The sequence below is a fragment of the Variovorax sp. 05T418 genome (genome assembly GCF_056396385.1).
This window is the reverse complement of record NZ_JBFTLJ010000001.1, coordinates 1-20,953: the sequence shown is the minus strand read 5'-3', so window position 1 is coordinate 20,953 and position 20,953 is coordinate 1. Positions and strand designations below refer to the sequence as shown.

The following is a 20,953-nucleotide window of genomic DNA, read 5'->3' as shown; positions in this document are numbered from 1 at the left end:
CGCCATGAAGCTGCTCTCACGCCCCGAGCACGCGCTGCGCCGCGAAGCCGGCGCCGCGACCATGATTCCGCTTTCGGCGCATGTGGACGAGCATGTGGCCCTGACACGTGCCGGAGACTATGTGCAGACACTCCGCCTGGCCGGCACGAGCTTCGAAAGCGCGGACGACGAGGACATCAACAGCTGGCATGAGCGCCTCAATGTCCTGCTGCGCAACATCGCGTCGCCCAACCTGGCGCTCTGGACCCACGTGATCCGCCGCCGCGAGATGGCCTATCCGGCCGGGCGGACGACGCCCGGCTTCGCCGACGAGATCGAGCAGCGCTATCGCCGCAAGATGGCTGGCGAACGGCTGATGGTCAATGAACTGTACCTGTCGGTCGTCTTCCGGCCGCAGCCCACCCGCATCGGCAACGCCGCATTGCGGCTGTTCAAGCGCGCGGACCCGGAGGGTGCGCGGGCGGAGCTGCGCGATGCGCTGGACGCCTGCAGCAAGCTGCGCCAGGAACTGCTCGCCGCCCTGGAACGCTACGACCCCGAAGCACTGGGCATCTATCGGCTGCAGGGGAACGACGGGCTTTTTTCCTCCCTCGTGGAATTCCACGGCCTGCTCGTCAACGGGGAGTGGCAGCGCATGCCGCTGCCGCGCGCCCCCCTCAACGAGGTCCTGGCCACCACCCGGCCCTTCTTCGGCAACGAGGCCATGGAATACCGGGCCGGCACCCAGACCCGCATTGGCGCCTTCCTCGGCATCAAGGAATACCCCACGCCCACCGCGCCGGGCATGTTCAGCGCCCTGCTGACCGCACCTTTCCCCTTCGTGCTCACGCAAAGCTTCACCTTCCTGGCCAAGAGCACGGCCACCGACATGATGAGCCGCCAGCATCACCGGATGGCCGCCGCCGGTGACCTCGCAGTCTCGCAGGCCGAGGAACTCAAGGACGCACTGGACGACCTGATGAGCAATCGCTTCGTGGTGGGCGACCACCATTTCAGCCTGCATGTGCTGGCCGACACCTACGACGGCCTCAGCGAGGCCGAGGGCCGGCCCCGTCTGAAGCAACTCAACGACAACGTCGCCCGCGCCCGCTACCTGCTGGGCGACGCGGGAATGGTGGTGGCCCGCGAGGACCTCGCGCTGGAGGCGGCCTTCTGGGCGCAGCTGCCGGGAAACTTCGGCTACCGCAGCCGCAAGGCGCCCGTCACCAGCCGCAACTTCGCCGCCATGTCGCCCTTCCACAATTTCCCGACCGGCCGGGCAACGGGCAACTACTGGGGCGATGCGCTGACCATGTTCACCACGCGCGCGGGCTCGCCCTACTACTTCTCGCTGCATGCGAGCGACCCGCGCAGCCGGGACGGCGGCAGCCGCCGCGATGTCGGACACATCACGGGCGTGGGACCGGTCGGGACCGGCAAGACCACGCTGCTGGGCTTCTGCATGGTGGCGATCTGCAATCGCCTCGACGCCACACAAGTGGTCTTCGACAAGGATGAAGGGCTGCATATCCTGGTGCGGGCCCTGGGCGGCCAGTACCTCCCACTCAAGAACGGGGCACCCACCGGCTGCAATCCGTTGCAGCTCGACGATTCGATCGCCGACAACGTCGAGTTCATGCGGCACTGGCTCAGGCGCCTCGTGATGCGCACGCCGGGCGAGACCCTGACCGTCCGGCAGGAAGACGATCTCGACCAGGCACTGCGCGGCACCCTGAAGCTCGAGCGCTCTTTCAGGCGCCTGTCCCGGCTCGCCGCCTTCCTCGACATCACGGATCCGGAGGGGATGCACGCGCGCCTTCGGCGGTGGTGCGCCTCGGAGCACGGCGACTATGCCTGGGTCTTCGACAACGAGCACGACCACGTGGCCCCGCTGCTTGCCCGGCACGCCCTCGTGGGCTTCGATGTGACCGACTTCCTGGACAACGAGGTCGTGCGCGCCCCGCTGACCCTGTACCTCTTTCATCTCGTGAACCGGATGGTGGACGGCCGCCCGCTGGTGTGCTGGATGGACGAGTTCGCCAAGCTGTTGAGCGATCCGGCCTTCGCGAAGTTCGCCAAGAACGGCCTGGAGACCTGGCGCAAGAAGAACGCGAATATCGCCACGTTCACCCAAAGCACCAGCCACGTGCTCGATTCCGGCATTGCCCGCGCGATCGTCGAGCAGACGCCGACGAAGATCCTGTTCCCCAATCCGGAGGCGGACTACGACGAATACACCCGGGGCTTCAACCTGACCGACCGGGAGTTCGCGCTGATCAAGCAGGAGATCGAGCCTGGCTCTCGCCAGTTCCTTATCAAGCAGAACCATGTCAGCGTGGTCGCGCAGCTCGATCTCCATGGATTCGACGACGCCTTGCACGTCATCTCCGGGCGCACCGGCAACGTCCGCCTCATGCGTGAACTCATCGCGATCTGCGGACCGGATCCCGCCCAATGGCTGCCGTCTTTCCGCAGGGCGCTTGCGAACAACCCTTCCCGTTCACCCTCACACCAGGAGATCTCCCATGCGTAGATTCCTTGTTGCCCTCTTCCTCGCGGCCACAGCCTCGCTCGCACCGCCGCACGCGAAAGCCGGGATCCCGGTGATCGACATCACGGCCGTCGCCAACCTGATACAGCAGGTCATGTACTGGCAGCAGCAAATCTCCGGGATGCAGAAGCAGTACGACCAGCTGAAGGAATCGAAGGACCAGCTGACCCGGACCCACAACGCCATGACGGGAAGCCGAGGCATGGAGCAGCTGCTGCCGACCCCGGACCTCGCACGCAACTACCTGCCTCCCAGCTATGGCGAACTGATGGGCACGCTCAACGGCTCGTCGGCCAGTTATGCCGGGCTGGCCAGCCAAGTCCAGTCGATCATGAAAGCCAACAGCGTCCTCTCGGGAACCCAGTTGGAGGGGCTGAGTCCGGAGTTGCGCCAGGTCGTCGAGCAAGGACGGCAATCGGCAGCGCTGCTCAACGGAATGACCCAGAACGCGTACCAGAACACCAGCCAGCGCTTCTCGGCCCTGCAACTGCTGATCGACCGCATCGCTTCCGCACAGGATCCCAAGGCGATCCAGGACCTGCAGGCAAGAATCCAGGCCGAGCAGAACATGCTCACCAATGAGCAAACGAAGCTGCAGAGCCTTTATCAAGTCGCTCATTCTGAGGAGCTCATGCGCAAACAGCGCGCGCGAGAACAAGCTGCCTCGGGCATAGGTTCTATGCGATCGCTCCCCGCTGTCGACTACTAGACGAAACTCACATGAGCAAGAGCACTTGGATACCTACTGTAATCATCGTCGTCGCGGCGGCAGTGGGCGGACCATACCTACTCATTCAGCATCGGACCGAAAAGCAGGTCCCGTCAGACCTGCGGCACGCACCCATTCCTCAGACTTCAGCACCAAAGGAAATTGATGGCGCGCTGACTCAGCGAAAGCGTGATGGCATCGGAAACACGCAAGACCTGAAGCCAATTCCTATCCCGCAGGGCGCCGCCCGATAGCAGGTTTCACATCATGGGATTCTTTGCGCAATTCTTTTCTTGGCTCGATAGCCAGCTTGCTGACTACATCGGCACGCACTCAGCACGAGTTGCATCCGCAATCGAACCCGCCGCCGTGACGCTCGCAGCCGTCTACGTAATGATCTGGGGTTATCTCAGCCTTTCCGGACGAATCCAAGAGCCGATGTGGGAGGGAGTCAAGCGAATCTTCACCGTGGCAATTGTTCTTGGCGCAGGACTTCGGCTGTGGACCTACAACCAAGTCATTGCGGATAGTTTCTATCGAGCTCCTGAGCAATTGGCGGCGTCAGTCATTGGTGCGTCGACAGTCGTAAGTGTGATTGATCAGGTCTGGCTTGATGGAACGACAATCGCTGAACAATTGCTTAAGAAGGGAAGTGTGCTTGACAGTGACTTTGCGTTCTACATCGCCGGATTTCTGGTCTACCTGCTACTCGGCCTAACCGTCGTCGTAACCGCTTTCTTGCTTGGATTGTCAAAGGTCGCCGTTGCGATCTTGCTAGCCTTAGGCCCGATCTTCATCGCCTTGCTATTTTTTGATGCAACGAAGCGATTTTTTGAATCCTGGATTGCACAACTAGCAAACTACGCACTTGTCGCGGTCCTCACTCTATTCGCAGCGTCGCTACTTCTCAATATGGTAAGGGCCTATGCGGCTGGCGCCGCGGCGTCAGGCGCAGGGATAACGATCGCGGCGAGTGTACGGGTGTGCGTTGCCTCAGCCCTCGTTTTCCTAGTGATGCGACAGGTTACGTCAATCGCTGCGGGACTTGCGAGCGGTGTTGCGCTGAGCACCTATAGCGTCGTCAGTGGAGCGCTCCGTTGGGGACTTGGAAGCGCCAAGCGCACCAGCTACGAGTTCGGACGCGGCGTACTGGACGGCCTGCGGCGAGAGCCGGGCAGCCGCTGGGACTCGTTCCGCCGGCTCGCGGGCAATCGCATCGGCGCGGGTGTGGCCTCAATTGCAAGTGTCGGCGCCACCCGCCGCGGTGGCACCGTGCTTTCCAGAGAGCAGGTCATGCCGAGCCTCTCACGCAGTCGCTAGCGGTGGGGTGTGCAGATGAAACCTTCGATCATCCTTTCTCTGCTTACCCTTCTCCTGACAGCGGCATGTGGCACTCGCTCACCCGCACCGCCGGACTGCGAAGGGCTACTCACACCGATCAACATCTCGGACGGGGTTTCCCCATCAGGAGCGGTCAATGAGTCGGGACGGCTCCCTTGAGAACTACCTGCGCGAAGCCCAGAACTGGGAACTCGACCGCGCGCGTCGGGCGGAGCGATCGACCGGGATCGCCTGGGCCGTGGCCACATCGGCAGCACTGATCGCGATCCTCGCCGTCGCCGCCGTCAGCGGGCTCACGCCGCTGAAGCAGCCGGTTCCCGTTCTCATTCGGGTCGACAGCAGCAGCGGCATCGTCGACATCGTCCCCACCTACGAAGGCACGACCGACATTGAGCAGGTCGTGACACGGAACCTGCTGCAGAACTACGTGATTGCGCGCGAGCGTTATTTCTACGGCACCGCGGAAGCGGACTACGAACTGGTCGCCTCGCAAAACTCGCCTCGTCTCAACCAGGAGTGGGCGGCCTTGTGGGCGGCCGACAACCCGGCCTCACCTCTGAATGTCTACAAAGACGGCACTTCCATCCGCGCGCAGGTGCAATCGGTCACCTTCCTCAAGCTGGAGAGCGGAAAGGACAAGCTGGCACAGGTCCGCTTCACCCGTTCGACGCGCGCAGGCGGCACCGGGGAGGAGCAGACCAGCCACTGGGTCTCCACGATCGAGTTCGCCTATGTTCCGCCATCGGCGGACAACAAGGTGCGTTCGCTCAACCCGCTGGGCTTTCGCGTCGTCGAATACCGCCGCGAGCCCGAGGTCGCGCCAGCTAGCGTTGCACCCGTCAGGCAGGATGCACGATGAAGCCCCGGCCCGTGTACCGCAGCTTTCCGCTGGCGCTCGGACTGGCGACAACTCTGGCGCTCGCCGCACCGTACGGCCGAGCCGCGACCGTGCCGGCCGTCGGCAAGGTCGATGCCCGGGTACGGGTGGTCGCCTACGACCCGGCGGACGTCATCAGCTTGCAGGGGTACGTGGGCTATCAGATCCATCTGCAGTTTGCCGAAGGCGAGGAGTTCGTGAATCTCGGCTCCGGCGACAACGGTGCCTTCGATATCGGTGCCGAGCGCAACCACTTCTTCATCAAGCCCAAGGAAGCGCGCGCCGCGACCAACTTCACGGTCCTCACGAACCTGCGGGCCTATCATTTCGACTACACCGTCTCCTCCATCGCGCCGGTAGGCACTGCCGCCAGGCGCATGGTGTATTCGATACGTTTCACCTACCCGGAAGACGAGGTCCGGAAGGCAGCCGAGGATCAGGAACGGCGCCGGGCCGAGGCGCGCATGAGCGAAGGGGCGACCGATCGACCACGCAACTCCGACTACTGGTTCTGCGGCAGCGATTCGCTCAAGCCCGTGAGCGCCCACGACGACGGGGCGCAAACGCGTCTGCGTTTCCACACGCGCTCCGACTTCCCGGCGATGTTCGTCCAGAACGACGACGGGTCCGAATCGCTGTTGAACTTCAACGTCGACGCGGACGAGGTAGTGATTCACCGCGTGGCGCGCCGCTTCGTGCTGCGGCGGGGCGGGCTGGTCGGTTGCGTGATCAACCGGTCCTTCGTCGGCGGCGGCGCGCGCACCCCCACCAACACCAGCGCAACAGGTGTGCGGCGCATCACGGCAGGAGATGGGCCATGACCTGGATGAGCGAGCCCCGCCGCGTGTCCCGGACCGATCCCCAGGAGCATGGCGACGCGCCCGAGATCGACCAGAACACCGGGGAGATCCTGTCAGCGCAGCGAGCCGCAGCTCCGGGAGACGGGGCGTTCCAGGCAGCCGACGAGCGCCCGACGATCCATGGCGAGCGGGCCATTCCATCGGTCAATCGCGAGCGCTCCATCCAGTCGCGCATCAGCGGGTTCCTGGCACTGACGGCGATCATGCTGCTGGGCGCCGGATTCCTGTTCTGGTACTACAACACCCGGTATGCCAAGACCCAGGAGGCCGAAGAGGCTGCGAGAAAGGCGGCGGCTGCGCGCGCCGGCGGCGAGATGAAGGTTCCGCCGCTCGGCCGCATCAATCCGCCCAGAGCGGCGCCGGAAGCAGCAGCGACCGCCGCTCCGCCCTCCCCGCCGCCACCGCCGGCGAACAGCGCCAACACGGGACCGCCGCAGAAGACACCCGAGCAGATCGCACTGGAACGACAGCTGGGCGCCCCGGTGCTTCGGCGCGCCCAAGCCGCTCAGGCGCGCAGCGCCACCACGCCGCACGCGCTCGCGGATCCGGCGATGCTGCCTGCCGGCGGCGTGCCAAGCATGGCCCAGCTGATCGGTGCGCTGCAGCCACCCCACGCCAGTTTGGCGGCACCCGGCGGCGGTCAGCTCGCCGCCAGCCTTCGGCCCACGCCGACGCCGGCGGTGGTCGCCCAGACCCTGCCGACACGGCGCATGCTTTTGCCCAAGGGCGCGTTCATCGACTGCACGCTGGAAACCGCCATCGATTCCACCTATGAGGGCATGACCACCTGCATCGGCGCGAGCGACGTTTACGGGGCCGACGGCAAGGTCGTGCTGCTGGAGCGTGGCACCAAGTACGTCGGCGAACAGCGTGGAACGCCGCGACAGGGACAGGGTCGCGTCTTCATCGTCTGGAACGAAGCGCGCACGCCGACCGGCGTCGTGGTCCAGCTGGCGTCCCCGGGCACCGACGAATTGGGGCGCAGCGGCCTCCCCGGCTTCGTCGACACCCATTTCTGGGATCGCTTCGGTGCCGCGGTCCTGATCTCGGTGATCGACGGCACGATGCAGACGATCGCCGCCCACGAGCAAAGCGGCACGTCTGTCGGTAGCGGCGGCGGCGTGGTGCTCGCTCCCCAGGGCAGCCGCGACGTCATCACGGAGGTGCTGCGCAGCACCGTGTCGATTCCGCCGACCGTGATCAAGAACCAGGGCGAGCGGATCCAGATCCTGGTCGCCCGCGATGTGGATTTCAGGAGCGTCTATGCGCTTCGAACCGAACCGGCCATCCCTTGATGGCGAGCCCGGCGCCACCACAGGCGACCGGCAGCCGGCGCGGGCGCGCGCGCATGACGGAGCCTCCGCAGAGCCGCCGTCGTCGCTTGCCCTCTTTCTCGGTCCGCTCGGCCACTTATTGGGTGATCCCGCGGTGACCGAGATCTGCATCAACGAGCCCGGTGCAGCCTTCGTGGAACGGCAGTCCGGCTGGACGTGCGAGACGTTGCCGTTCGCGAGCTTCGACTGGTGCATGTCGATCGCGAAGCTCGTGGCCAATTTCACGCGACAGCGCATCTCGGCCAACGAGCCACTCCTGTCCGCCACCCTCCCGGGCGGCGAAAGAATCCAGATCGTGCTGCCACCCGCGACCCTGGACCAGACCGTCTCGATCACGATCCGGCGCCCCTCGAACACGCTCTGGACCCTCGAAGAGCTGGAGAAATTGCACATCTTCGAGACCACGCGCAGTGCTCCCCCGACTCCGGCGTGCCAATCTGAACGGGCGTCCCTGTCACCCGAAGACAGGGAGCTGACAGATCTCCTCGCACGCCGGCAATTCGTGCCCTTCCTGCGATGCGCCGTCCAGTTTCGCAAGAACATCCTACTGTCCGGCGCCACCGGCTCCGGCAAGACCACAGTCGGCAAGGCGCTGATCCTCGAGGTGCCGTCCGAGGACCGCCTGATCACCATCGAGGACGTGAAGGAGCTGTCGCTGCGCAACCAGCCCAACCACGTGAGACTCTTCTATTCGCAAGGCGCCCAGGGGCAGGCCGAGGTCACGCCCGGCCAACTGCTCGCCGGCGCCAAGCGGCAACGTCCCGACCGGGTGTTCGTGTCCGAGCTTCGCACCGGCGAAGAGGTCTACGACTATCTGGTGTCCGTGAACACCGGCCACCCAGGCTCGATCACCAGCGTGCACGCCGACAGCGCGGAGATGGCCTTCGTGGCGCTGGCGCAGCTGATGAAGCGCAGTCAGGCGGGCCACGGCATGACCACACGCGACGGCGTGGAACTGGCGCAGATGAGCGTGGACATCGTCGTGCAGTGTGCGCGAGAGCGCCGGGACGGCCTGCTGCGGCGTAGCGTGCGGGAGATCTGGTATGACCCTGGCACCAAGATACGAAGGCTTGCCTAGTCCCTTCAGAATCGCGGTCGCGCTGCTGATCGCGGCGCTGGTCGGCATGTACGTCGCCGGCCAAGCGTTCCTGTTCGCGATGAATCTGCCGCCACAGCACGCCACGCTGCTGACCCTTCACGAGTACTGGCAGGCCTACGGCGAGCGGCCGGACGTGCGCCGTGTCCTCATTGCGTCGCTGGTCGGCTCCCAGGGGCTGATGCTCGGTCTGGTCGGAATTGCCATGCTGCCCCGCCGCCGGCCGCTGCATGGAAATGCCCGGTTTGCGAGCCGTCGCGAGATCGCGCGATCGGGCCTCCTGAACGAGCACGGCATCATCCTCGGGCGGCTCGGCAATCGCTACCTGGTGCTTCCCGGCCAGCAGGGCGTCGCACTCGAGGCACCGCCGCGCAGTGGCAAGGGCGTCGGCGTGGTCATCCCCAATCTGCTGAACTGGCCCGGCTCGGCCATCATCAGCGACATCAAGGGCGAGAACTTCATGCGCACCGCCGGCTTCCGTGCGGCCCATGGGCAGCAGGTGCACCTGTTCGATCCCCTGTCCGAGCGCGAGCGCTCGGCTCGCTGGAATCCGCTCGGCTATGTCTCCGAGACGCCCTACCGCTGCATCGACGATCTGCAGCGCATCGGCACGATGCTCTTTCCCGATCCACAGGCCGGCGATCCCTTCTGGACCTCCTCGGCCCGATCTCTATTCCTGGGCATTGCCCTCTATCTCTTCGAGACCAAAGGGGCCACGCGCACCTTGGGCGAGATCCTGCGCCAGGGCATGGCCAGCGATGCCGAGGGCTTTCAGAAACACTGGAAGCGTGTCATTGATGCCTGCGAGCGCGCCGGGTATCCCTTGTCGCAGGAAGCGGTGCAGAGCCTCTACGACGTGATCGACTTGGCACCGACCACGGCCTCCAGCATCCGCAAGACCTTCACCAGCCGCCTGGACCTGTGGCTCAACCCGATGATCGATGCGACCACCTCGGCCAACGATTTCGACCTGAGGGCACTGCGCAAGCATCCGATCTCGATCTATGTCCAGATCAACCCCGACAACATCGCCCGGCTGCAGCCGCTGCTGAACCTGTTCTTCCAGCAGGCGATCGGCCTGCAAACGCGGGAACTCCCCGAGAACAATCCCGAGCTTCGCCACCAGGTGCTCCTGATGCTCGACGAATTTCCGGCGCTCGGGCGCATTCCCGTCATCGCCGACTCCACGGCCTTCCTGCCCGGCTACAACGTGCGCGCCGTAATCATCGTCCAGTCCAATTCGCAACTGATCGAGAAGTACGGTATCGAGGGCGCCAAGTCGATCCGCAAGATGCTCGCGGCGCGCATCGTGTTCCCACCCAAGGAGTACGAGGACGCCGAGGCCATCTCGCGAGAGCTGGGGACCTACACCGTCCGACAGAAGAACATCAGCCGCCCGATGTGGGGCGGTGCGAACAAGGAGCCCACCGTGACCATCAGCGAGCAGCCGCGCCGCCTGCTGCTGCCCCAGGAGGTCAAGGAACTGGGACCGGACCGGATGATCCTGTTCTACGAAGGCCTGCGGCCGGTGCTGGCGCATCGGATCCTCTACTTTCGCGACAGGTTATTTGCCCCACGCGAACTGCCGCCACCACTGGTGCCGAAGCTGAACGTCGATAAGCCCGGCGGCGCCGCCACAACCGTGCCGGCGGCAATGCTCGATGACAGGAAAGACACGTCCGGCACAGGTCCCGGATCCCTCTCCAACGCCACGCCTCCGGACGGTGGCGCCGCGCCGACGGCCCGGCAGGCCGCTGCCGTAGCCAGCAATGTATTGAACGACGACTTGAAGTTGGACGACTTCTCGTTCGACTTCGACGACGTGGAGATTCCCACGGAGAAGCTCAGCGACGAGGACCTGAAGCGCCACGCCGATGAGTTCATGGCGCGAATCCTGGACTGATGCCACATCGAACCGGTTTGGACAGCCAGGGTCACCCTGCCTGACAGCACACATGAAAGGAGCCGCAATGTCCACAGACAGTTCTTCCGGAAGCCAAGCGCCGAACGGGATCGAGAGCACCGAACCTTGGTATGGCGTGGGCTCCATCCAGGGAGATGCGCCTGCTGCGGGCCGCGGTCATACCCGTGTGCCCGATGCCATCGAGCGCCGCTACCTGCGCATCGACAATCGTTACTTCTTCCCGGACCGCACCCTCGCGTTCATCGACGACGGCGGCCGTCTCCGCGTGCGAACCGAGAACCGCGAGGTGCTGCACAGCGTCGTGGCGATCGCCGAAACGCGCGGCTGGCGGGTCATCGAACTCACAGGCACCGAGACCTTCCGCCAGGGCATGTGGCACGAAGCCGCGCTGCGAGGCATCGAGGCCCGAGGCTACGAACCGACTCCGACTGAAATCCTCCACGTCCAGCGTGCGTTGAAGAAACGAGGCCCGCCGTCGCACGAGAATGGACGGCGTCCGATACCTGCGTCGCTGGACCGCGAAGCAACAACCGTGCACCACAGCGCCGTACCCGCCGAAGCCGATCCCAGTGCCAGTCTTCGTCCGCACAAGGACGAACCGCAAGACCGCCGATTCGAACGGGGAGGACCAAGATCGCCAGTCAGGGGGATGTTCGTGGCGGCCGCTGCCGCACCCTATCAATTCGATCCAACGCAGCGCATGTCCTTCTACGTGACCGTTCGCGTGGAGACCGGGGCTCGCACCATTTGGGGTACGGACCTCGAGAGGGCCCTCGCAGAGTCGACCTCGCAACCGCGCATCGGCGACCAAGTGGTGCTCACGCAGCACGGCACCCGTCCGGTCAACGTCCGGGTGGCGACCCGCAATGCGGAAGGCGAGCTGGTCGGCGAAAAGAAAATTGTCGCGCAGCGTGCGCACTGGAGCATCGAGACATCCGATCACCTTCGCGCGATGGAACACCACGCCATGCGCATACGCACCGGGAAATTGCTGTCCGATGCGGCCCAGGGTCCGCACCCCGAACTGGCCACGGCGGCAGCGGATCTCAAGTTGGCCGAGCAGTACGCACAGCGTGTGACCAGCGATCCGTCCTCCCAGCAGCACCTCGTACAGCTGATTCGCGATCGGATCGCCGAGGCGCTGGCGCAAGGCCGCGCCATCCACCTTCCGGATCGACTCCCGCGCGTCGCTCGCATGCATGCGCGCCAACGCACGGCCAGAAGCCAGGAGGATTTGAGCCGCGAGCGCGTCTAGAAATCGTTGGAAACCGGGGTTGAAGCTTGCAGCTTTTCGTCCAGCCTTGCGTGCGCGTTGTTCGCGCCCCTATCCGGTCCTGCGCTGCCGGAAAACACCATCCGAGGCGCCAGGTCGCAGGGCCGATGCTTTCGGCACCGAGATGCGAAGGCTGTTCGGTCCTGCTCCGCCACCCGCTCTCCGGTCAAGGAATGGGGCCGGTCTGCTCGAACGCGCGTTATGCCCTTGAAGCAGCACAAGTTCACTGTGAAAGGCATGGACGTTCAGGCCGACCGCCCTCAACCGCGCATCCTCGGCTGCACAGCGCAATGCCGAGAGCTTGTTGGTTGTACGCCATACGCCGGTGCTCGCCGCGTCGCATGGCTTGGCAAGCGTCCTGATGCACAAGGGATTCAACCGGTCCCGCCGCCATGTCCCGAAGGTTCCAGATACGCAACCGAGTGAAAACTCAGCCGCAGGTGAGCGCCTGGTCGGTCTCGAACGGCTCGCTCGAAGCGCTCAAATGGGTCGGTCTGTTGCTCATGGCGGGCGATCACGTCAACAAGTATCTGCTGCATGAGTCGAGCCCTGCTCTCTACGCATTGGGTCGCATGGCGATGCCGCTCTTCGGCTTCGTGCTCATGGTCAACCTGGCACGCCCCGGAGCGCTCGAGAGCGGCATGCACCTGCGCGTCATGAGGCGACTGGCGATATTTGCGCTGCTGGCCACGCCGGCTTTCGTTCATCTGGTCGGCTGGTGGCCGTTGAACATCCTTGCCACCCTTTTTCTGGCAACGCTGATCGTCTGGCTGCTGGAGCGGGACGGCTGGGCCGCGCGCCGCACGGCCTTGATCGCCTTCCTCGTTGGTGGCGCCATGGTGGAGTTCTGGTGGCCGGCGCTGCTCTTCTGCCTAGGCTCCTGGGCGTTCCTGCGCAGGCCCAACGGTCTGCGGATGCTGTTGTGGACCTTGGCGACGGCTTCACTCACTGCCATCAATGGCAACTTCGCCGCAGTGACCGCCCTGCTCTTGATCTGGGGAGCTCGGCAGGTCGAGATTCCGCTGCCGCGCAGTCGGTGGGTCTTCTACGCCTTCTATCCAATTCACCTCTCGCTGATCGCACTGGCGTTGATCGTCACCGAAAATTGACCTGGCGGGGGTGCTCCGATACCGAACCAATGCCCCGGCATGGGGTCGGTCTGCGTTCGAGTGCGCGTCGCGTTCACCGGGTGCGCGTTCCGGGCGGCTGAGCATTGCCGCGTTCTGGAGTTCGGCGTTTCATCTGCTCTTTCCAGTGGTCGGCCAGTCGCTGTGAGTCGGTTTGTATGTCCGGCATTCTTTCGACGAAATGATCCACTTGGGCGGCAAGATCTGCCCCGCCCCCTCTTCGAAGCGCATCTGCTGTGGCGCGCCAATCTGCGACCACCTCCCGCCGGGTGTTTCGCATTTTCTCTTGTCCGTCATCCGCGGCGCCTCGCCCCGACCTCAGAGCCTGGAGCAGGCTCTCCAGCTTGGCGCGCATGAAGGTCGACGTCCTCGGCGGTCGATGCCTGGCTCGGTCGTCGGGCGGCAGTTGCCCGAATGCCCGAAGCGCGCGGAGCCGGTGATGGATCGCATCCCTGTACGGCTTGCGGATCTGCCCTCGCACCTGTCGCGGTGTGGCATTGGCCGCCACACCCTGCTCGCGCATCAGTGCGGCGAACTGCTCGCGCCATTGCCGCAATGTCTCCTTGCGGATGTAGAGGCGCTGGCCAGGCTCGAACTCGTGCTCGCACTTGACCACCAGGTGCACATGCGGGTGCGGCTGATCGGTGTGCAGCACCATGGCGTAGCGATATTGGAGCGCGAAGTTCTCGCGCGCAAAGACGCGGGCGGCAGCCCGTACCTTGTCCGGCGGCGTGCCGGCGGGCATGGACAGGACGATGTTGTGCACCAGCTTCGCACGCGTGTCTTTCTGCCCCGGAGCGGATCTCGGTCTGTACTGGCTTCGGCAAAGCTCGAGCTGCCAGTCGGCCGTGATCTCCTTGGGAGCGCCCCGGCCCTGCGGCATCAGCCCCTCGTCGGTTTCGATCGGCAGCTTGCCGTGCCGGCCGATGTAGCGCAGATGGGCCTCGACGCCCCCGACATCCCGTCCGCCGCCGGAGACCTTCACCATCACCTCGGGCGTACGCCCCACCGTGCGCTGGATCTGCGCGATATGGTCGGCGCCGAGGCGCAGCTGGCCGCCGGGTCCACGCCGACCGTAGCTGACGATGTCCAGGGTCATGTCGCGCAGCGCATCGGCCGGGCCGCGGCCGCTTCGGCCCACGCGCATCCTCTGTTCAGGCACGGGCACTCCCGGCGCCGGTCTCCCAGCTGATCAGGTTGCGGCGCACGAGGGCGGCCGTGGCTTCGCGTGCCGCCTCGACTTCCTGACGGACCGACGCGATCGTTTCGCTGAGGTCCGACGCCACCGGCTCGGGCAGCGTGTTCGGCATGCCGAACATTCCAAGCTGTCGTTGCAGCGCAGCCAATCGGGCGGCGGTCACCTTGATCTGGTCCAGTTCGTTCGGCGGCAGCACGGCCGCGATACGCACATGGTTGTGGATCAGCAGGGCGAGGTAACTGGCTGTCTTCATTCCACGGGCACGGGCTCGCTCTGCCACCAGCGCGCGATCGCCTTTGCGAAGCCGCAGCGTGAGGCGATCCGCCGCGCCGGGGCGGGATTCCGATTCGTCTGGGAATCGCTGTGCACCCGAGCCCGGCGAGATGTCACCGTGAGTCTTGAGGACCTCGTCGACCATCTTCGCGAGAAGGCTCGACGCACTGAGATGATGACGGGCGGCCAGCGCGGCGAAGCGCGCCCTCGTCTCGGGCGGCACCCGGGTGGCGATCACGCGGCTCGATCGAGAGGTCTTGGTCATTGCAACGCCGTTGCCGTAAACAATGTCTGACGTCAGTCTATCCTGCCCTAATAGCCGCACAAGGACTTTGCCCTCGGAATTCCAACGTCGAACTCCCCTCGCCGTTTCGCCGCTCCCAGCGCGTTGCTATCGATCGGGAATTCTGAGCGCTCCATCAATGTTCGGCATGCCGAACATTGAAGGACGGAGGTAGGCACCTGAGAGATGGATCTGCCGGGCGCTAATGTGCCGTGCCATCCGCGACTACGCGCGATCGGGCTTTGCGCTCAGCATGCCAACTTCAAAGGGGAGGCCGTCCGCCTTTGCCTCGACCCGGTCATCCGACCAGAGGCCCATCGCGCGAGGTGAACGAAGAGAACACCCCTGAGGGCCGACGCGACGTGACGGCCTGGCGTCAGCTTGTCAGGGCGCGGACACGCGATCCGTGTAGCTCGAGTCGAACATCAATCCGGGCTACGGCATTCCATCAGGGGCGTGCGGGCGGCCACATCTGTGCAGCGTGCAAGACACGCAGAATCGTCACGGCAATCATTGATTCCGAATACACGACCACGTAGTTTGGCCGTACCACCATCTCGCGTGTCCCGCGGACTCGCCCCGGCCGATAAAGTTTAGGCTGCTCCCTCAACTGTTCGGCCTTTTCCTCGATCTCCGTGACGAGTGCCAGTGCCGCATCGAGGTTGTCCTGCGCGATGTACTCAACGATGGACAGCAGATCCACGCGCGCCGCTTCGCGCCATTCAAGTTCGAGCACGTCGCTTCTTGGCAATCAGGTCCCGTGCTTCAGCCATGACTTGCTTGTGAGGGACGGTCGGACGGGGGTCTTCCAAGGCTTCCCGAACCTTCGCGCGAAACCACGCATCATGGGCAGAGTCATCAACCGCCAGCCCTGCCGGCAGTCCCCCTTCCTTTGTGACGCGTGTCAGAAGAATGCGAATTGCGTCAGAGACGGTCAGGCCGACATTCGCCAGAGCGGCGGTGGCCTGCGCCTTGAGGTCATCGTCCACTCGGACGTGGAGCATTGAAGTCTGTGCCACGGTCGCCTCAGTATTGAAGTAGAGCCCAATTGTATCTCAATTGAGATGCGAAATGGTGGCAATATGAAGGGCCATCAAGCCTTCCTTCATAGCGAGTTCGCGGTCCGCGCCGGATAAAGAGCGTTAGCAGCTTGCACCGTCCCGACGTCCCAGATGGGCCCAAAAGCCGGGGCGTTGGCTGCCGGTTGTGCCTCGGCGCTTCGGCACGCGCCTTTCTGCGCGCCGCCGCCAGCGTCACCACCGGGTAGTGCCCGATGCCGAGCTTGGCCTCCTTGCCATGCCGCTTGTAGCGATAGACCCACGCCTTGCCGGTCGGCCGCACGCGAAGGTAGAGACCGTCGCCGTCCGCCAGCAGATACTCCTTGTCCCCGCGGCGCTGCCGCCTTGTTCTGAAGCTCGCTGAGTTGCCCCATGGTGTACCCAAGATCGGCCGCGGTTGAAAAGCAGTCTGGGGTACACCGTGGGGTACGCGCAAGAACGGGACTTCGTGAGAATCAGGATGCCGCTTGAGCCGCCTTTTTCAGGCTAATTCCTTGATGTACAAGGGCCTTGAAGCTGGCTTGGGATCTACGGGGAAAGAAAAATGGTGGCCTGGATTCCAATGACGAGATGATCTACAAGAGGCTGCTATGCAATTCCCAGGCCTTCCAAGCGCTGATGAATTGAAAGAAGTTCACGAACCCCGCACAGGGCCTCACGCAGTCCTATGCCGCATGGGTTGTTGAAGGCCTCGCGACGACGCCTACGGACTCGATGCTCGGTGAAGGCACCATATTCCATCCTCCACCGTACTCAGTCCGTTCGACCTACCCCGGCTTCGTCGCGGATTTGAAACGTCGCATCGACGGTGCGCGGCTGTCGGCCGCGAACTGGTGGGCCTGTACTGGGACATCGGGCAAGCCATCCGTGAGCAGCAGACACGCCGCGTATGGGGCGAAGCAGTAGTCGATCGGCTCGCGCGCGACCTCAAGGCTTCCTTCGCAGGGGCGGCAGGGTTTTCCGCTGCAAGCCTCTGGCGCATGCGCCAGTTCCACGAGACCTACACCGCGCCGGAGTTTCTCGCACAGCTTGTGCGAGAAAGCGGGCGCGACACGCCGTGCCGCTGGGGATCCAGAGCGCTGGCGGCCGCCAGCCAGTCAGAACTCGCACGGGCTGTGCGAGAAATGGCAGAGGCCGTGCCATGGGGTCATGTCAACCTGCTGGCCGACTGTGATCCGCGCGTGGGACACGCGTAACAACACCTCGCATCGCAGATGGGCCTCCGTGCTGCCCTCATAGCCGCACAAGGACTTTGCCTCCGAAGTTTCGAGGTCGTCTTGCGATCGCCACGTCCAGGCTACCGAAGCCGACATCAATCCCGCTCGCACAGCGAGCCCACGGCCGCTGCATGAATTCCCTCACGGTTCCATCAAGCAGAAGACCTTCGCTGTCGAGAATTTCTCGATGTTCGGCATGCCGAACACCGAGAAATAGAGAGCCGGACAGAGAAGTGAATTCGGCACGTAGCGAATTCGGGGGCCATCGAAGGGGCGTCCGCGTCGCCCCGCTGCACGGCAGTGCCACCAAGAACAGCCTACTCCCGCAGCGTGAAAACCACCGACAGGTAAGAGACCGGCTGGGTCTGAATGGCCTCGATCCCATGGAGTGCGGTCGCATCGAACAGCAGCGAGTCCCCCGCCCCTACCGCCACCGACTTGCCGCCGTAGCGGTACATGACCTCTCCGGACAGGAAGTACAGGAACTTCAGACCCGGATGCTGGAAGGTCACATACGGATCGGCGCCGGGCAGCAATGTGACCAGGTAGGGCTCGACGAACAGGTTGCCCGACAGCAGGTGGCCCAGCAGCTCATAGCGGTAGTCCGCCACCGCGCCGATGCGATCGACCAGGACACCATGTCCTGCGCGCACATGGCAGAAGTCGGTGCGCCTCGCCTGATCACTGAAGAAGCGGGAGGTCGGCACATGCAGGCCCTGAGCGAGGCGCTCCAACGTCTCCACCGACGGCGAGACCAGACCGCGCTCGATGCGTGACAGCATCGAGGCAGAAATCCCCGAGGTCTTGGCCAGCTCGCCGCCTGACACATCGGCCGCCATGCGCAGCGCCCTCACCTGCGCGCCGATGCGCGTCGCCGACAGGCTGCGTGCAGTAGGTGCCGGTCGGCGTGTTTTTGCGGGCAATGCGGAAGCGGGAATCCGCACTGGTCGCCCGGTCGGCAGCGGTGACGCTTGATAGATAGCCATGACAGGTTTTCTATGCAGTGTATATGCCGTCGATTCTAGGACTGCAAAGAAAGATCGTCAGTGGGTATGCCCACTGCCGCCAAGAGATCGAACCGACAGGCTCCACCGCACAGGGAGCCTATTTCGATTGCACTCGGCAAGCGTCTCAAAGAACTTCGGATCAAGGCGGATAGATCTCAGACCGAACTCGCCTTCGACTGCGAACTTGATCGGACCTACATATCGCTCATCGAGCGAGGGTTGGCCAATCCATCGTTGTGGACCCTTGGCACACTGGCATTCGCACTCAACACGACAGTGCCGGATCTATTGCAAGGCAATACGCACGTCGTTGAGCCATCCATGGGTGAGCAAGGCAGAAAGCGTCGCGCCAATCAGGCCTCCCACGAGTTAAAACTTGCCATCGGCAGCAGGCGTTCGCAGTTGCGTTGACGGTTTTCTCAGTGGGCAAGTTGACGATCGATCAGGCGACACGCCTCGTCGTTCAGCTCCCAGCCGCCACGGGTCACCGAAGCCGAAGGCCTCCATGCGCGCTGGCGCGCTTGCGAACCGGCCGGCCATGGTTGCGTGCGGCCCGGCGGCTATGATCCGCCCGCCGCCGAAGAGCGGCCTGTCAGACCACGGAGCGAGGAGAAAAAGCCATGATCGGTTTCGAGGCCCGCGCGCATCGTCGCGCCCTGAGGGTGTGCGCGCTGCTGGCGCTGGCGGGCCTGACAGCTTGCGTGGCGCCGCCGAGCTACAGGGATCGCCCCGTCGCGGCGGGCGCACCGTCCACGTTCGTGCTCGCGCATGCGGCGATCGTGGAGGAGCCGCGGCACGCCACTCGCCACCTCGACGAGGCGAAGACCATCGTCTACGCGCAGACGCAGGGCGGCAGCCTGACGGCCGGCCTGGTGTTCGGTGCCCTGGGCGCGCTCGCCAACATGGGCATGGTCGACAGCCAGACCGGCCTCGACGCGGCGCGCATGAAGGGCAAGCTCAGGCTTGAGCCGCGGCAGTTGTTCCTCGATGCGGCGATCCGGCAGGGGCTCGAGCTCGCCGACGTCGGCGGCCCAGCCCACACGGGCGCAACCCCCTATCTCTCCATCAGCAAGTCGCCCAGCGGCAGGCTGCTGGCGGCTGCGGCAGTCCAGCTCGAACAGGGCAGCGGGGCCGATCGCTGGTCGGGCCTGTACATGTACCAGTTGCCCTCGACCTACAGCCTCGACGACCTGGCCCGGCCCTCGGAAGACCTTCAGCGCAAACTCGCTGCGGAGGCCGCGCAGGGCTTCAGCGAACTCGCGGCCTTCATCGCCAGGGAGGAAACCGGCAGGAAGGACGCGTCCGCGAAGGCCCCGCCCGAGCGGGAGTTCGTCTTCTCGACGGAGCTGCTGACGCCGGGCGCCGGGCATCCAATGCCCGCACGCCTCATCGCAAGCTCGCAGGAGCTCGTGTGGTGCCGGACCTTCGAAGGCGTGTTTGCGCTGCGTCGGTCGGGCATGAAGATTCGAACGAGGGGGATTTGACGGGCGTGGGTGCGCTGCCAATGCCTCATTGCCATGGATGCCAATGCCTCGCAAGGCACCGGCCATCGCAGGTCGCCGGTGGCGGCATGCCTGCCCCGAGACGTGGCCTGCACATTGATCCGTCGCTTGCCCGAACACCTGTCGCACGACCGACAAGAAGCGATCGCCGCAGGCTTCAAGGCAGAGGCTTTTTCGTCGGCAATCAAGAGCGACGTTTCGTCATTTATTGCCAAATGCATAGTTATTGCAACATGCTCCGGGATGGGCTCAGATCCCGCGCTCGAACAGCGAGGAACTGAGGCCGTTGCACCTTCTGGAAGTCAATCAGGTCGGGCACGGTCATCGTCAAGGAGCGCTGGATGCCAACATCGGCGGAGAAGCTGTTCGTGGCTTGCCGAAGGTGAACGCGGCTCAACGACTTACGCACCGCGTTGCTTTTCGAAGAAGAAGAAGCAGTCAGGCGGGATGGCCGGGGCGATGTGGTCGATGTCCTTGACCGACACGCCCCAGGCGAAGAAATCGTCGCGCCAATGCCGGACACATCGACGAGTCGATCGATCTCCCCGCGCTTCTCCCGCCGACAAACCGAAACGCCCCGCCTGCGACAGGAGGTTTCAAGTGCTCCTACCTGGACGGGTCCTCCCGCTGCCACCGTCGCGACCCTATGCGCCTCTGCCGAGCCCATCAACCAGATCTGACCAGACGACGAGGGGGCCGGTCCGAAGGAGCCAATCGGGTTCAAGGTGAACGTCGACCAGCTCCAGCGGGCCTGGTCAAAGGACGCGTGAATCAAGAAGAGCACCCTGCTCGCCGTCGCCGGCGGAGAAAAGGACGGGACTTCGGGTCCGCGCGGCGCCACCGCCTCCCTCGCGTTCGCTCCCCTCCGGCAATCGCGCCTCCCCGAAATCTCAGGGAAGAATCGGGGAAGAATTTCGCTCCGGCGGGCGAGCGAGATCCACCTCCAGCCCGGCGGCCATCCGGCCGATCGAACCGGCCCGATCGGTGATCGGCCGCAGCCATTCCACCGCAGCCTCTTCAGGCCGCATTGCTCGCAGTCGTGCGTCGCGCCACAGATCGCGGGCGACATCCTCCAACTCGAGCGGGTCGACGGTGTGCCACTGCTGCTGCAGCCGATGCGCGCAGGCGGCAATCCAGAGAGTTGCAGGCACGTTTTCCATGCCTACATACTACTGTATATTCATAAGGGGTATCCTCTTAGCTCCAGCAACTGAGAGAGCACTGGATGGATGTACAGATATTAGCGCCGACAGCGGGCAAGGACTACCCCCAGACCTGGAATGAATTCCTGGACTGGTTTTCCACGGAGGATGACTGTCAGGATGACTGTCTCGCCTACCTGGA

Annotated in this window: 20 protein-coding genes; 13 read left to right on the top strand and 7 right to left on the bottom strand. The window is 64.3% G+C overall.

What is annotated here, in order from left to right:
- The first annotated feature begins 4 nt into the window (after positions 1-4).
- The 10 genes from AC1DMS_RS00100 to AC1DMS_RS00055 all read left to right on the top strand — a co-directional run bounded on the left by AC1DMS_RS00100 (position 5) and on the right by AC1DMS_RS00055 (position 13,053).
- Entirely contained in the window at positions 5-2,512 is a 2,508-nt protein-coding gene (locus AC1DMS_RS00100; RefSeq protein WP_015865866.1) for a VirB4 family type IV secretion/conjugal transfer ATPase, read from the top strand.
- Positions 2,505-3,239 (top strand): TrbJ/VirB5 family protein, encoded by a 735-nt coding sequence (locus AC1DMS_RS00095; RefSeq protein WP_015865867.1) that lies wholly within the window; start codon positions 2,505-2,507, stop codon positions 3,237-3,239. The genes AC1DMS_RS00100 and AC1DMS_RS00095 overlap by 8 nt, the downstream gene beginning before the upstream one ends.
- A 267-nt stretch (positions 3,240-3,506) precedes the next feature.
- Complete coding sequence (locus AC1DMS_RS00090; RefSeq protein ID WP_015865868.1) at positions 3,507-4,559, top strand: TrbL/VirB6 family protein; 1,053 nt, start codon at positions 3,507-3,509, stop codon at positions 4,557-4,559.
- Positions 4,560-4,716: 157 nt separating this feature from the next.
- Positions 4,717-5,439, top strand: coding sequence for a VirB8/TrbF family protein (locus AC1DMS_RS00085; protein WP_015865869.1), 723 nt, complete (start codon positions 4,717-4,719; stop codon positions 5,437-5,439).
- The gene (locus tag AC1DMS_RS00080) at positions 5,436-6,278 is read left to right on the top strand and encodes a TrbG/VirB9 family P-type conjugative transfer protein (protein ID WP_015865870.1); all 843 of its coding nucleotides are present in this window, start codon (positions 5,436-5,438) and stop codon (positions 6,276-6,278) included. The genes AC1DMS_RS00085 and AC1DMS_RS00080 overlap by 4 nt, the downstream gene beginning before the upstream one ends.
- Positions 6,275-7,612 (top strand): type IV secretion system protein VirB10, encoded by a 1,338-nt coding sequence (virB10, locus tag AC1DMS_RS00075; protein WP_015865871.1) that lies wholly within the window; start codon positions 6,275-6,277, stop codon positions 7,610-7,612. The genes AC1DMS_RS00080 and virB10 overlap by 4 nt, the downstream gene beginning before the upstream one ends.
- Positions 7,581-8,729 carry a P-type DNA transfer ATPase VirB11 gene (virB11, locus tag AC1DMS_RS00070; RefSeq protein WP_015865872.1) on the top strand — a complete coding sequence of 383 codons (1,149 nt, stop codon included), beginning with the start codon at positions 7,581-7,583 and terminating at the stop codon, positions 8,727-8,729. Before virB10 ends, virB11 begins: the two co-directional genes overlap by 32 nt.
- Positions 8,695-10,650, top strand: coding sequence for a type IV secretory system conjugative DNA transfer family protein (locus AC1DMS_RS00065; protein ID WP_015865873.1), 1,956 nt, complete (start codon positions 8,695-8,697; stop codon positions 10,648-10,650). The genes virB11 and AC1DMS_RS00065 overlap by 35 nt, the downstream gene beginning before the upstream one ends.
- A gap of 67 nt (positions 10,651-10,717) precedes the next feature.
- Positions 10,718-11,926, top strand: coding sequence for an LPD7 domain-containing protein (locus AC1DMS_RS00060; protein ID WP_015865874.1), 1,209 nt, complete (start codon positions 10,718-10,720; stop codon positions 11,924-11,926).
- Between the two features lie 440 nt (positions 11,927-12,366).
- Positions 12,367-13,053, top strand: a complete 687-nt coding sequence (locus AC1DMS_RS00055) for a TraX family protein (RefSeq protein ID WP_478079945.1) — start codon at positions 12,367-12,369, stop codon at positions 13,051-13,053.
- Between the two features lie 73 nt (positions 13,054-13,126).
- On the opposite strand, the gene AC1DMS_RS00050 is transcribed toward AC1DMS_RS00055, so the two are convergent.
- The 5 genes from AC1DMS_RS00050 to AC1DMS_RS00030 all read right to left on the bottom strand — a co-directional run bounded on the left by AC1DMS_RS00050 (position 13,127) and on the right by AC1DMS_RS00030 (position 16,166).
- Positions 13,127-14,218, bottom strand: coding sequence for a relaxase/mobilization nuclease domain-containing protein (locus AC1DMS_RS00050; protein WP_015865876.1), 1,092 nt, complete (start codon positions 14,216-14,218; stop codon positions 13,127-13,129).
- A 7-nt stretch (positions 14,219-14,225) separates the two neighbouring features.
- Positions 14,226-14,807 carry a hypothetical protein gene (locus AC1DMS_RS00045; RefSeq protein ID WP_478079944.1) on the bottom strand — a complete coding sequence of 194 codons (582 nt, stop codon included), beginning with the start codon at positions 14,805-14,807 and terminating at the stop codon, positions 14,226-14,228.
- Positions 14,808-15,273: 466 nt separating this feature from the next.
- Complete coding sequence (locus AC1DMS_RS00040) at positions 15,274-15,561, bottom strand: type II toxin-antitoxin system RelE/ParE family toxin (protein WP_015865879.1); 288 nt, start codon at positions 15,559-15,561, stop codon at positions 15,274-15,276.
- Entirely contained in the window at positions 15,548-15,844 is a 297-nt protein-coding gene (gene relB, locus AC1DMS_RS00035; RefSeq protein ID WP_015865880.1) for a type II toxin-antitoxin system RelB family antitoxin, read from the bottom strand. Before relB ends, AC1DMS_RS00040 begins: the two co-directional genes overlap by 14 nt.
- Before the next feature lie 7 nt (positions 15,845-15,851).
- Positions 15,852-16,166, bottom strand: coding sequence for an Arm DNA-binding domain-containing protein (locus AC1DMS_RS00030; protein WP_478180639.1), 315 nt, complete (start codon positions 16,164-16,166; stop codon positions 15,852-15,854).
- A gap of 451 nt (positions 16,167-16,617) precedes the next feature.
- On the opposite strand from AC1DMS_RS00030, the gene AC1DMS_RS00025 reads away from it, so the two are divergent.
- Positions 16,618-17,079 (top strand): DUF1016 N-terminal domain-containing protein, encoded by a 462-nt coding sequence (locus AC1DMS_RS00025; RefSeq protein WP_080515784.1) that lies wholly within the window; start codon positions 16,618-16,620, stop codon positions 17,077-17,079.
- Positions 17,080-17,417: 338 nt separating this feature from the next.
- On the opposite strand, the gene AC1DMS_RS00020 is transcribed toward AC1DMS_RS00025, so the two are convergent.
- Positions 17,418-17,981 (bottom strand): helix-turn-helix domain-containing protein, encoded by a 564-nt coding sequence (locus tag AC1DMS_RS00020; protein WP_041945859.1) that lies wholly within the window; start codon positions 17,979-17,981, stop codon positions 17,418-17,420.
- A gap of 171 nt (positions 17,982-18,152) precedes the next feature.
- On the opposite strand from AC1DMS_RS00020, the gene AC1DMS_RS00015 reads away from it, so the two are divergent.
- Entirely contained in the window at positions 18,153-18,518 is a 366-nt protein-coding gene (locus AC1DMS_RS00015) for a helix-turn-helix domain-containing protein (RefSeq protein WP_080515786.1), read from the top strand.
- A 209-nt stretch (positions 18,519-18,727) separates the two neighbouring features.
- Positions 18,728-19,591 (top strand): hypothetical protein, encoded by an 864-nt coding sequence (locus AC1DMS_RS00010; protein WP_015865882.1) that lies wholly within the window; start codon positions 18,728-18,730, stop codon positions 19,589-19,591.
- 908 nt (positions 19,592-20,499) lie between these two features.
- Here AC1DMS_RS00010 and AC1DMS_RS00005 read toward each other — a convergent pair.
- Complete coding sequence (locus AC1DMS_RS00005) at positions 20,500-20,769, bottom strand: hypothetical protein (protein WP_018904954.1); 270 nt, start codon at positions 20,767-20,769, stop codon at positions 20,500-20,502.
- Positions 20,770-20,953 lie beyond the last annotated feature (184 nt).

Excerpts from the sequence above, each read along its gene's own strand:
- AC1DMS_RS00010 (WP_015865882.1), top strand. The coding sequence starts at position 18,728 with ATGATCGGTTTCGAGGCCCGCGCGCATCGTCGCGCCCTGAGGGTGTGC.
- AC1DMS_RS00060 (WP_015865874.1), top strand. The coding sequence starts at position 10,718 with ATGTCCACAGACAGTTCTTCCGGAAGCCAAGCGCCGAACGGGATCGAG.
- AC1DMS_RS00050 (WP_015865876.1), bottom strand. The coding sequence starts at position 14,218 with ATGCGCGTGGGCCGAAGCGGCCGCGGCCCGGCCGATGCGCTGCGCGAC.
- virB10 (WP_015865871.1), top strand. The coding sequence starts at position 6,275 with ATGACCTGGATGAGCGAGCCCCGCCGCGTGTCCCGGACCGATCCCCAG.
- AC1DMS_RS00080 (WP_015865870.1), top strand. The coding sequence starts at position 5,436 with ATGAAGCCCCGGCCCGTGTACCGCAGCTTTCCGCTGGCGCTCGGACTG.
- AC1DMS_RS00085 (WP_015865869.1), top strand. The coding sequence starts at position 4,717 with ATGAGTCGGGACGGCTCCCTTGAGAACTACCTGCGCGAAGCCCAGAAC.
- AC1DMS_RS00015 (WP_080515786.1), top strand. The coding sequence starts at position 18,153 with ATGCCCACTGCCGCCAAGAGATCGAACCGACAGGCTCCACCGCACAGG.
- AC1DMS_RS00045 (WP_478079944.1), bottom strand. The coding sequence starts at position 14,807 with ATGACCAAGACCTCTCGATCGAGCCGCGTGATCGCCACCCGGGTGCCG.
- AC1DMS_RS00005 (WP_018904954.1), bottom strand. The coding sequence starts at position 20,769 with ATGGAAAACGTGCCTGCAACTCTCTGGATTGCCGCCTGCGCGCATCGG.
- virB11 (WP_015865872.1), top strand. The coding sequence starts at position 7,581 with ATGCGCTTCGAACCGAACCGGCCATCCCTTGATGGCGAGCCCGGCGCC.
- AC1DMS_RS00100 (WP_015865866.1), top strand. The coding sequence starts at position 5 with ATGAAGCTGCTCTCACGCCCCGAGCACGCGCTGCGCCGCGAAGCCGGC.
- AC1DMS_RS00095 (WP_015865867.1), top strand. The coding sequence starts at position 2,505 with ATGCGTAGATTCCTTGTTGCCCTCTTCCTCGCGGCCACAGCCTCGCTC.
- AC1DMS_RS00090 (WP_015865868.1), top strand. The coding sequence starts at position 3,507 with ATGGGATTCTTTGCGCAATTCTTTTCTTGGCTCGATAGCCAGCTTGCT.
- AC1DMS_RS00065 (WP_015865873.1), top strand. The coding sequence starts at position 8,695 with ATGACCCTGGCACCAAGATACGAAGGCTTGCCTAGTCCCTTCAGAATC.